Source organism: Pseudomonas imperatae, assembly GCF_057128625.1.
The window spans coordinates 348555-359369 of sequence record NZ_JBSKHP010000002.1; the positions used below are offsets into that span (position 1 = coordinate 348555).

General features: G+C 65.4%; 8 protein-coding genes. All 8 read right to left on the bottom strand.

From position 1 onward, the window contains the following. Positions 1 to 2: 2 nt before the first annotated feature. The 8 genes from pqqB to ACWKWX_RS04330 all read right to left on the bottom strand — a co-directional run bounded on the left by pqqB (position 3) and on the right by ACWKWX_RS04330 (position 10813). Positions 3 to 914, bottom strand: coding sequence for a pyrroloquinoline quinone biosynthesis protein PqqB (gene pqqB, locus ACWKWX_RS04295; RefSeq protein ID WP_416427201.1), 912 nt, complete (start codon positions 912 to 914; stop codon positions 3 to 5). A gap of 84 nt (positions 915 to 998) precedes the next feature. Then, complete coding sequence (pqqA, locus tag ACWKWX_RS04300; RefSeq protein WP_010209364.1) at positions 999 to 1070, bottom strand: pyrroloquinoline quinone precursor peptide PqqA; 72 nt, start codon at positions 1068 to 1070, stop codon at positions 999 to 1001. Positions 1071 to 1242: 172 nt separating this feature from the next. Then, entirely contained in the window at positions 1243 to 3696 is a 2454-nt protein-coding gene (pqqF, locus tag ACWKWX_RS04305; protein WP_483827090.1) for a pyrroloquinoline quinone biosynthesis protein PqqF, read from the bottom strand. An 866-nt stretch (positions 3697 to 4562) separates the two neighbouring features. Then, on the bottom strand, positions 4563 to 5639 hold the full coding sequence (locus ACWKWX_RS04310) for a polysaccharide biosynthesis/export family protein (RefSeq protein WP_483827091.1): 1077 nt from the start codon (positions 5637 to 5639) through the stop codon (positions 4563 to 4565). Positions 5640 to 5691: 52 nt separating this feature from the next. After that, positions 5692 to 7104 carry an undecaprenyl-phosphate glucose phosphotransferase gene (locus ACWKWX_RS04315; protein ID WP_483827092.1) on the bottom strand — a complete coding sequence of 471 codons (1413 nt, stop codon included), beginning with the start codon at positions 7102 to 7104 and terminating at the stop codon, positions 5692 to 5694. 15 nt (positions 7105 to 7119) lie between these two features. Next, positions 7120 to 8322 carry a glycosyltransferase family 4 protein gene (locus ACWKWX_RS04320; protein ID WP_483827093.1) on the bottom strand — a complete coding sequence of 401 codons (1203 nt, stop codon included), beginning with the start codon at positions 8320 to 8322 and terminating at the stop codon, positions 7120 to 7122. Positions 8323 to 8364: 42 nt separating this feature from the next. Then, positions 8365 to 9471, bottom strand: a complete 1107-nt coding sequence (locus tag ACWKWX_RS04325) for a glycosyltransferase family 4 protein (RefSeq protein WP_473004688.1) — start codon at positions 9469 to 9471, stop codon at positions 8365 to 8367. A 31-nt stretch (positions 9472 to 9502) separates the two neighbouring features. Further along, the gene (locus tag ACWKWX_RS04330) at positions 9503 to 10813 is read right to left on the bottom strand and encodes a glycoside hydrolase 5 family protein (protein ID WP_483827094.1); all 1311 of its coding nucleotides are present in this window, start codon (positions 10811 to 10813) and stop codon (positions 9503 to 9505) included. Positions 10814 to 10815: the final 2 nt, after the last annotated feature.

Consider the following 10815-nt stretch of genomic DNA (forward strand, 5'->3'; position numbering starts at 1 on the left):
TCCTACAGTTCGATGCTCATGCCATCGAAGGCGACTTCCACGCCGCGGCGGGTCACTTCGGCGCGCTCGGGCGAGTCTTCATCGAGGATCGGGTTGGTGTTGTTGATGTGGATCAGCACCTTGCGCGGCTTGCTCAGCCCGTCCAGCACTTCCAGCATGCCGCCGGGGCCGTTCTGGCACAGGTGGCCCATCTCGCGGCCGGTGCGGGTCCCCACGCCACGGCGCTGCATCTCATCATCCTCCCACAGCGTGCCGTCCACCAGCAGGCAGTCGGCATCGGCCATGTGCCCCAGCAGCGTGTCGTCCACCTGGCCCAGGCCCGGGGCGTAGAACAGCTTGCCGCCGGTGCGCAGGTCTTCCACACGCAGGCCCAGGTTGTCGCCCGGGTGCGGATCGAAGCGGTGCGGCGAATAGGGCGGTGCAGCGCTGCGCAGCGGGAACGGGGTGAAGCGCAGGTTCGGGCAGGCGGGGATGGTGAAGCTGCCTTCCAGCTCGATGCGGTTCCACTGCAGGCCACCGTTCCAGTGGCTGAGCATGTTGAATAGCGGGAAGCCGGTGGTCAGGTCCTGGTGGACCATGTCGGTGCACCACACCTGGTGCGGGCAGCCTTCGCGCAGGCTCAGCAGGCCGGTGGTGTGGTCGATCTGGCTGTCCAGCAGGATGATGGCGTTGATGCCGGTGTCGCGCAGGGCGCGGGCCGGTTGCATGGGCGCAAAGCCCTGCAGCTGGGCGCGGATATCTGGCGAGGCGTTGCACAGGACCCAGTGCACGCCGTCATCGGACAGGGCGATCGAGGATTGGGTACGCGCCTTGGCATTCAGGGTACCGTCGCGGTAGCCCTTGCAGTTCACGCAGTTGCAGTTCCACTGGGGGAAACCGCCACCGGCGGCAGAACCTAGAATCTGGATGTACATGGGAGGCCTGTGACGTCTGACTTCAGGATGGACAGCAAAAATAAAAACGCCCCGGCTGACCGAGGCGCTGTACTGCGATAAAAATCAACGGCTGGCGAAGTACATGGTGACTTCAAAGCCGATGCGCAGGTCGGTGAAAGCTGGTTTGGTCCACATAGGGTGACTCCTTCTGGGTGATGGATGAAAGTGGTACGGGTGCAACACATCAGAGCCATCTCCGCTGGGAGATGTTCATCTGCTTAGGGCCCTATCTTACTAAATTCCGGTGTACTGAAACGTTAAATTGCATTAACACGGCTGAGAAAGCTCATTACAGCCTGCGTAATGATCACTCCGCCACTTGCCACTGCGCGCCCACCGCCGGGCCGTTGGCCAGGCACAACCAGCCAGCTTGAGCCTCCAGCAATTGCCCGGCGGCCTGCAGCAGTGAATCGCTGCGCAGGCGCCCGAAGGCCTTGCGCAGTTGATCGATGAAATCGGACGAATGGCCACCCAGACGCGCTTGCCAAAGGCTTTCGGCGGCCTGGCCCAGTTCCATGTCGGCCAGGCTGGTGCGCGCGGCCAGGTCGCGGCACTGGTTGCTCAACGAGGTGCCGGACTGGGCCCGGATCAGCGCTGGCAGCGCGGCCAGGAACGTCTCGATATGCCCCAGGATCTCGGCCATCGGCGTGCTGGGCGACTGCACGCCAAACAGCAGGCCCGGGCGCCCGGCTATCTGCCGGAAGCCGCTGAACACCGCGTAGCCCAGCTGCAGCTCGACGCGCATGCGCTGATAGAACGGCGCCTGGCACAGTTGCCCGAGCATCTGCCAGGCGGCCTGGTCGATGATGTCTTCGCCGGCCGCCGGGCAGAACAGCAGCAGTGCCTGCTCATTGGACTCGGTGGCCACCTGGCTCCAGGTGCGGCCGTGCAGCGGCAGCGGGGGCTGGCACAAATGGCCGTCGGCGCGGCCGGGCATGCGCAGCAGCGCCACGTTGATGGCCTGGCTGACACCCATGCCCAGGCCCACGGCCAGCCCGTCCCAGCGGGCTTCGTGCCACAGGCGCTGCAGCAACGGCGGTTGCAGTTGCTCGTCGCGGCCGCGTGAAGGCGCCTGGAAATAACCCAGGCTGTGCTCCGGCAAGCGCTTGAGCAGCTCGCGGATGGGAATCAGGGGCGCAGGCGCGCTTAGCTGGCTGGCCTGGCGCCACACTTCGGGGGCCGGCTGCGTAAGGTTTTCCAGCGCCTGCTCGACCAGCGCCGGCATGGGCTCCTGCACCCCGCACAGGCGCAGTTGCCAGTCGTCGCCCAGGCTGGTGAAGGTCATCTGCACGCCGGCCTGGTTTGCCTCTGCGCGCAGCTTGGCCAGGTTGTGGTCCAGCAGCCGCCAGAGGCTGGCGCGCTGGGCTGACTTGACCCGCCAGCGCAGGTACAGGCAGCCCTCGGCGCTGGCCGACTGCGGTGTGTTGACCACGTCCAGGCAGGCGGGTGGCGGCACCATCTGGTCCGGGCGGCGGCTGGGGCGCAGGAAGCGGTTGCGCTGGGGCAGGCGCCATTTGACGTCGGTGTCGGTGGCCAGGCGTGCCAGCGGGCCATGCAGAATGGTGTCGCCGCGCAACTGGCCGAGCAGGGCGCGCAGGGCGTTGATGGCGGCCTGGCCGATGCCCAGGTCGTGGCCCTGGCCGAAATGCTCGCTGTCATGGCGCGCCAGTTCCAGGGCGGTGCTCACCAGCTGCCGGCGCTGGCGTAGCAGGCGGTATTCCTCGCGCAGGCTCTGCCAGTCGTCGTGGGACTGGAAAAACTCCAGCCAGGCCAGGCACAGCTCACTGATCAACGGGCGCATGGGCTCGCCGGCGGCGGTCAGCTTGCACTCGATGTTCAGCACCGCCTGGTCGTCGAAGCAGTACAGCGGCGTCAGGCTCAGGCCTTCCGCGAGGCCGCGGCGCTGCAACTCGGCCAGCAGGCCGCCGGGTTGCTGCGACGTCAGCCAGGTGGCCAGGAAGTCGATGGCGGTAGCGCTGTCGCCCGGCACCTCATGGCAGGCGAACACCAGGTTCAGCCGGCTGGGGTCCAAGACGTCCATGGCCGTAGGCGTGGTGTCCAGCAGGGCCGGGCTGGCCTTGCGCGGGCTGAGGCTGCCGGCACGCAGCTGCGCGCCGGCCTTGTGCGCCAGTTGCCGTAGCTCGTCCAGCGGCTGCGGCCCGGCCAGGCACAGGGTCATCTGCCCGGTCTGGTAGAAGCGCTGGTAGAACGCCAGCAGGCTGTACTGGAATGCCTCGCGCGGCACCGGCAGGCTGTAGCGGTTGCCCGCGTGGAAGGCGCGCAGCGGGTGGCTGGCGGCAAGCGGCGCGGTCAGCCACTGCAGGTGACGGGCTTGGGGGTCGCGGCTCCAGGCGATGAACTCGGCATGCAGCACTTCGCGTTCGCGCAGCTGGTATTCGCGCTCCAGGCGTGGCTGGGCGAGCATTTCGCACAGGCGCTCGAGGGCGCCGGGGAAGGACTCGGTGGGCAACTCGAAGAAGAAGTCGGTGGTGCGCTCGCGGGTGCTGGCGTTCAGTTGCCCGCCGTGGCGCTGGACGAACGGCATCAGCGCGTTGTCGTCGTGGTAGCGCGCGGTGCCCAGGAAGAACAGGTGTTCGAGGAAGTGCGCCAGGCCGGGGAACGCCGGGTCGGTGTCATGGCTGCCGGCCGCCACGCGCAGGGCGGCGGCGCCGCGTTTCAGACGCGGGTCGTGGCGCAGCTGCACGCGCAGGCCGTTGTCCAGCACCAGGGAGGCGAATTCAGGGGGGGCGGCATCGGGCATGACGGTTCCGTTGGCATTGCGGTATGTGGCTAATGCTAGCGGAAGTTTGCCAAGGCATATAACGCAAAAAGCCCGCCGGGTTGCCGGCGGGCTTTTCGATGGAGTGTTTGTAATAGAGCCGCGATTGCTGAAACACCGCCGGCTGCTTTTGCTTCCGTGAGGCTTTTGATCTTGATTGTGTGCCCCGTAAAGCGCCAGGGCCGACTGGAGGCGTTGGCCGAGCGGTCCCTGGCGTAGCCGGGGAAGACGGAACCGGAGGCGCTTCTATTCCGGGCCGTCGTCCGCTTGGGCGACGCCGGAAGGAGGGGACCCGCAGCGAAGCGGAGGGACCAAGCAGGGGCAAGCCTTTTTTGCTTACTTTTTGTGGCGTTTGACAAAAAGTGAGCCGGCGTAAGGCCGGAAAGGTGAAGTGGCATCACCCTGAATGCTGGATATACATAGGGCTTTCGAATCCCGCTTCGGCGATTTCGAACATATCCATTTTCGCGGGGATACCACCGACCGTTTCGCCCTTACGGCGAGTAACTTTTTGGCAGTCGCCCCAAAAAGTCACCAAAAAGGGCTCGCCCCTGCTTGGGCCCTCCGCTGCGCTACGGGTCCCCTCCTTCCGGCGCCGCTCAACGGGCAGACGGCACCCGCTATAGAAGCCTGCGGGTTACCGTCTCTTCGGCCTGCGGCCTCGGCCCTTCGGGCAGCCCGTTGATCGACGCCTCCAGTCGGCCCGGGCGCTTAACGGGGCCAAGATCAAGATCAACAGCCAGATCAAGATCAAAAGCCAGATCAACAGCAGATCAAAAGCCAGATCAACAGCAGATCAAAAGCCAGATCAACGGCAGATCTAGATCAGTCGCGGGCCAGCATCTGCCTTAGTGGCTGAACGCCGCCGTCGTCCCTACGACAGTAGCCGACGGCAGCAATTGGCTGATGAAGCGGTTCCAGCGAGTAATGTTGGCCGGCCCGACGAACACCACGTCCGAAGTGCGTAGGTCAAACTGGCGCGCCAGCAGGAAAGCCGTGGGCTTCTTGGCGTTGAGGTAGAACACCGTCGGCGGCTGGCCGTTGCCATCCTGCGCGCCGCGGATCACGTAGATGGCCTCGGCGTTGGCGGTTTCCTGGCTCAGGCCGCCGGCGTTGCCGATGGCTTCCATCAGGTTGAAGGTGCTGGTGCCGTAGTTCATCACCTGGGGTTTCTGCACCTCGCCCAACACGTAGACCTTGTTGGCGTGGTCGTTGCCCAGGTGCAGCTGGTCGCCGTCCTTGAGGTAGATCTCGTTGAGGCGCGAGTCGGTGCGGTTCAGGGTGTCGATGTCCATGACGTATTCATGGCCATCACGCTTGAGGATCAGGTTGGCCAGGTTGGCGTCGCTGGTCTCGCCCCCCGCGCGGCTGATGGCGTTCACCAGGTTCAGCGGGATGTTGTTCAGCGACTGCGGCCCGGGGTTTTTCACCGCCCCGGAGATGATCACCTTCTGGCTGTCGTAGGCCTGGATGTTGACATCCACCTGGGCGCCCGCCAGGTATTGGCCCAGGGCTTTCTGCAGGTTGGAACGGAACTCCGGCACGGTCAGGCCGCCGGCCTTGATCGAGTTGATGTAGGGGTAGTACAGCGTGCCGTCCAGGCGCACCACGCGGGCGCTGGCCTCGACCTGGGTCTGGGTGGTGGGCGAGTTCAGCTCGGCGTGTTCCCACACGGTGATGATCAGGTTGTCACCCGGGCCGATGCGGTAGTCACCGGGCCGGTAGCTGGTGAGGGCAGCGGGTATGGGCTGCGGCTTGTAGATGGTTCGCTGCTGGTTGACGGTGGCCGAGGTAATCGGCACCACTGTCACCGGCCCGGTGTCCTGGTCTTGCGCATCATCGGGGGTCATGTGCTGGCCGGGGGCGAAAGCGCACCCTTGGACCAGCGCGGTAATGAGCAACACGCCGAGTATCGATCGCTTCATGGCAAAGTCTTCCTTGGAGAAGGCATTTTCTCCGGCATTGGTCTTATAGGAGTCAGAAAGCGTTTTTGTGCACGAAACCCTTCACCAGGGTCAGCACAATGATTTTCAGGTCCAGCCAGACGGACCAGTGTTCGATGTAATCGAGGTCGAACTCGATGCGTTTCTGCATTTTGTCCAAGGTCGTGGTCTCCCCGCGCCATCCGTTGACTTGAGCCCAGCCGGTGATGCCGGGCTTGACCTTATGCCGCAACATGTAGCCGTTGACCTGCTTGCGGTACTGCTCGTTGTGCGCCACTGCATGGGGGCGAGGGCCGACGATCGACATGTCGCCGCGCAACACATTGAAAAACTGAGGCAACTCGTCCAGGGACGTGCGCCGCAGGAAGGCCCCGAAAGGCGTTACCCGGCAATCGTTGCGGCTGGCCTGCACCACCTCGTGGCCGTTTTCCTGCACGGTCATGCTGCGGAACTTCCAGACCATGATCGGTCGCCCATCTAAACCATAGCGTGTCTGGCGGAAAAACACGGGGCCAGCGGAGGTCAATTTGATGCCCAGGGCGATCAACAGCATTGGCAGGGCGATCATCGCCAGGATCAGGCTGCTGACGACGATGTCCTCGAAGCGCTTCACCAGTTGGCTGGAGCCGTCCATCGGCGTGTCCACCAGGCTGATGCTGGTCAGGCCGTTGATGCTTTCGCTGCGGGCATGCAGCAGGTCGAACATGAACACGTCGGGAATCAGGTAGACCGAGGCCGTGGTGTCGCTCAGGCCCTTGACCAGGGTGCACAGCGACGGCTCGCAGCTCATGGCCAGGGTGATGTAGACCTTGTCGATGCGCCCGGCGCGGGCGTCCAGCACCAGCTGGTCGAGGCCGCCGAGCACGGGGATCCGGCGATTGAGCTGGTCCAGGGCCATCTGCTGCGGCGCATCGTCGTAGAAACCCAGCAGGCGCAGGCCCATCCAGGGCGCCGCGGCGATGGAGCAGGCCAGCCGCTCGCCCACGGTGCCGGTGCCGACGATGGCCACGCTGCGGGTGTTGAAGCCGCGGCGGCGCAAGGCCTGCAGGGTGCTGCGGATCAGCAGGCGGTAGCCGCACAGGGCGAACAGTATCAGGGCGAACCAGGCGATGCGCTGGCGGTCCAGGACAATCTCGGGCCCGGTCAGCAGGTAGTCAGCCAGCATCACGCAGCAGAAGGTCAGCGCCCAGTAGTTGAAGACCCGCATCAGCTCGCGCTTGACCCGCTCGCCGCGCCACGAGCCGTACAGTTGGTGGTACTCGCACAGCCAGTGGAAGATCATCACCGTGGCCATCAGGCGCAGCCAGGTGTCGCTGTCGTGCAGGCGGTCCTGCAGCCAGGCGAACCACAGGCTGCAGGCCGCGATCACCGCCAGGTCGAGGGCACGATGGGCCAGGGACAAGGCCGACTGGTGGGCCTGGAGGATGCCTTTGAAGGGTGTTGCCATGACAGACCTCCCCACTCACAAGGTTTTCACGCTGGCAGCCAGCACGGGGGCCAGGCTCAGGCGCGGGCCATTGGCGGCCAGGGGCAGGGCCACGGGCGGATGCTCCTGGGCCCAGCGGGTCTCGACGAACTGGCGCATTTCCCGCTCGAAGCGTTGTTCGGAGAAGCGCTCGGCGTTCTCGCGGCAGGCCTGGGGGGTGATGCGGTGGGCATTGCGCTCGAACTCGCAGACGCCCTCGATGATCGCGGCCATGGTCTGCTGGTGGTAGAACACCCCGGTGGGTTGCTCGTGATCGAGGCCGTGCACGGTTTCCAGGCTGCCGCCGCGGCCGAAGGCAATCACCGGCGTGCCGCAGGCCTGGGCTTCCACCGGGCTGATGCCGAAGTCTTCCTCGGCGGCGAAGACGAAGCCCTTGGCGTTGCGCAGGTACTCGCGCAGGGCGGCGAAGGGCTGGTAGCCCAGCAGGGTGACGTTGGACCCGCACACGGCCTGGCATTTTTCCATTTCCGGGCCGTCGCCGATCACGATCAGGTGCTTGTCGGGCATGGCACGGAAAGCCTCGACAATCATCGGCACGCGCTTGTAGGGCACCATGCGCGAGGTGGTCAGGTAGTACTCCTGCTTCACCGGTTGCAGGTCGAAGCCCTGGGTGTCCACGGGCGGGTAGATCACCGTGGAGTGGCGGCGGTAGGCCTTGTCGATGCGCCGGCCGATGAACTGCGAGTTGGCGATGAACTCGTCCACGGCGGCGGCCGTGCGTTGGTCCCACATGCGCATGTAGTGCAGGATCATGCGCGCCACTTTGCTCTTGAGGCCGTGGCTCAGGCCAGCCTCGTTCAGATACTGGTGCTGCAGGTCCCAGGCGTAGCGGATGGGCGAGTGCACGTAGCTGATGTGCAGCTGGTCGGGGCCGGTGAGCACGCCCTTGGCCACGGCGTGGCTGCTGGAAATGATCAGGTCGTAGCCCGACAGGTCCAGTTGCTCGATGGCCAGCGGCATTAGCGGCAGGTACTGCTGGTAGCGGGTACGGGCCTTGGGCAGGTGCTGGATGAAGGTCGTCTGGGCGCGCTTGCCACCCAGGTGGGCGCGGTCCTCGTCGCTGAGGAAATCGATGACCGAGAACAGGTCGGCGTCGGGCCAGATTTTCAGCAGTGCGGCCAACACGCGCTCGGCACCTGCGTAAGTCACCAGCCAGTCATGGACGATTGCGATTTTCATGATGCCACCAATTGTTGTTATGGCAGGGCCGGGGCCCCGCGATTATTTGGGTACGCTGGCGTTCAAGGGCAGTGCGCCGCGGTGTGGGGGCGGTTCGGCGAGCAGGGTGTCGATGCGTTCGCTGACCAGCGCCGCCGAGCGCTCCCAGTCGAAACGCGACACGTTGTGCAGGCCCAGGGTGCGCAGTTGCTGGCGGATGCACTGGTTGGTCAGCACCAGGTTCATGGCCTGGCTGATGTGCTCCACGTCCAGGGGGTCGAAGTACAGCGCGCTGGACTGCAGCACTTCGGGAATCGAGGCGGCGTTGGCGGCCAGCACCGGGCAGCCGCAGGCCTGGGCCTCCAGGGGCGGGATGCCGAACCCCTCGTACAGCGAGGGGAAGACGAAGGCCGCGGCGCCCTGGTACTGGGTGATCAGCTCTTCGTCGCTGAGGCGGCCAAGGAAGCGAATGCGCGGGTCGCTGTTGGCCAGGCGCTCCAGGTTGGCGTCGGCGAAGATGCCGTTGGCACCGCCGACGATGCGCAACTGCACGCGCTCGTGGCCCCGCAGCTGCAGGAAGGCCTGGATCATGCGGGTGAAGTTCTTGTGCTCGCTGGGCGATGACACGGCCAGCAGGTAGGGGCTGCGCTGCTTGCCGGCAACGCCGGGCTGGAATTCGTCGCTGACGGCGTTGGGCACCACCAGGATGCGTTCCTTGGGAAAGTCATAGAACTCTGAGATTTCCCGCCGCGAGAAGTCGCTCACGGTGATCAGGTTTTTCAGGTGCCGCAGCAAAATCGGCGTCATCACCCGGTAGCTGGTGCGGAACGCCCAGGTGTAGCTCCTGGGGTGGCGCACGTAGGTGATGTCGTGGTGCGTGGCGATCTGGTTCCGGTACATCAGCGGTGCGGTGGCGCCCAGCGACACCAGCAGCGGCGAGCCCTGGCTGCGCAGGTAGCGCGGCAGCTCCAGCTGTTCCCAGCGGTGGCCGCCATGGCGGCCGACGGTTTGTACATTGAGGCGCCGGGCGGTGTCGTGCATCTGGATGCGGTCGGGGCAGACGAACACCACGTCCTGGCGCCGGGCCTGCAGGGCCAGGCTCACCTGTTCGGCGAAGCGCTGCACGCCGCGCAGCTCCTGGGTGAGAAAACGAGCATTGATGACAACCATCGTTCGTTCCTTCAAGGCTTGGCCTTGTCGCTCAGCGGGTGAACAGCCAACTGGCTGTGCCCAGGCTGATGATTCGGGGGAAAACGTCCAGCGTGATGACCGTGGTGCAGTGTTCTTCTTCAGCCTTGGGGCACTGCCATTGCCCCGAAGTGACCCGGCCACGCTCGGGGTGGCGGGTGTCCAGGGTCTGTACCGGGCCCTGCTGACGGCCGTTGGCTTCGATCTTTACCTGGCGCGGCTGGCCGACGGTCCAGGCCACCAGCACCTGCTCGTCGCCCTTGGCAAAATTGAGCAGGTAGAGGTCACCGGCCTGCAGGCTCTTGAGGCTGTCGTAGCGGTACTGGGTGAGCACCGGGCTGATGGCCTTGAGCACGTTGTAGGCCGGCTTGGGCGCGAGGTTGGGGCGCAGCAGACCGAAGTGGTGCTCGAACTCTTCCGCGTCGGTGCCGTCCTCGACCAGGTCGTACCACCACATGCCGCGGATGTTGGGCCGGGTCTTGGCCAGGAAGTAGGCGCGGGCCAGGTATTGGGCCTGGGTGTCTTCATCGATGCCGCATTTGCCGGTGTTGGTCGGCCAGCCCATCTCGGTCAGGTACAGCGGCACTGGCTTGCCGGCCAGGCGGGTCAGGCGCTGGTCCACCGCGGTCATCCACTGAATCCAGCCTTCCGGCGTCTTGCGCACGTCACTCTCGCCGTAGCAGTGCACGTACGGGTGCAGGGACAGGCCGTCGACCCAGTCCGCGACGCCGCCCTGCACCAGCCGGTCGGCAAACCCTTCGTTGATGCCAGCAGTGGTGACGGCGCCGGCCAGCACCTTGGCCTTGGGGTCGTTCTGGCGGATCTGCCGGCTGGTCAGCTTGACCAGGGCCAGGTAGTCGTCACTCAGCCTGCGGTCGCCCGCGCCGGCCAGGTCCCACTCGTTCCACACCTCGTACAGGTTCACCCGCCCGGCCATGGCGCGGGTGACGAAGTCCACGTAGCTGGCGAAGCCATTGCTGACCGCCGGGGTACGCGGCAGCGCGTTGTTCTCGTAGAACTGGTTGCCGTAGTCGAGGATCACCAGGTTGGCCATGCCCCGGCCAGTCCTGGCCGCGTCGTACTCGCGCCAGCTGGTGGGGAACTGCAACTGCCCCGGGGCCAGTTCCACGCGGGCCCAGTACGCGTCCTCGCGCACAGAGTTGATGCCGGCTTCGCTGGCCAGCTGGAACTGGTGCGCCAGCAGCGGCGAGCCGTCCATCAAATGGGTGGTGGTACCGACGATGAACGGCTCGGCGGCTGCCACCACTCCGGTGGTCATGGCGCCCTGGACGGCCAGGGCCAGATAGAGAGGCAGTCTTCGCATGA

What these genes read in the sequence shown, in the direction of transcription:
- pqqB (WP_416427201.1), bottom strand. Translation starts at nt 914, where the DNA reads ATGTACATCCAGATTCTAGGTTCTGCCGCCGGTGGCGGTTTCCCCCAG.
- pqqF (WP_483827090.1), bottom strand. Translation starts at nt 3,696, where the DNA reads ATGCCCGATGCCGCCCCCCCTGAATTCGCCTCCCTGGTGCTGGACAAC.
- ACWKWX_RS04310 (WP_483827091.1), bottom strand. Translation starts at nt 5,639, where the DNA reads ATGAAGCGATCGATACTCGGCGTGTTGCTCATTACCGCGCTGGTCCAA.
- ACWKWX_RS04315 (WP_483827092.1), bottom strand. Translation starts at nt 7,104, where the DNA reads ATGGCAACACCCTTCAAAGGCATCCTCCAGGCCCACCAGTCGGCCTTG.
- ACWKWX_RS04320 (WP_483827093.1), bottom strand. Translation starts at nt 8,322, where the DNA reads ATGAAAATCGCAATCGTCCATGACTGGCTGGTGACTTACGCAGGTGCC.
- ACWKWX_RS04325 (WP_473004688.1), bottom strand. Translation starts at nt 9,471, where the DNA reads ATGGTTGTCATCAATGCTCGTTTTCTCACCCAGGAGCTGCGCGGCGTG.
- ACWKWX_RS04330 (WP_483827094.1), bottom strand. Translation starts at nt 10,813, where the DNA reads ATGCGAAGACTGCCTCTCTATCTGGCCCTGGCCGTCCAGGGCGCCATG.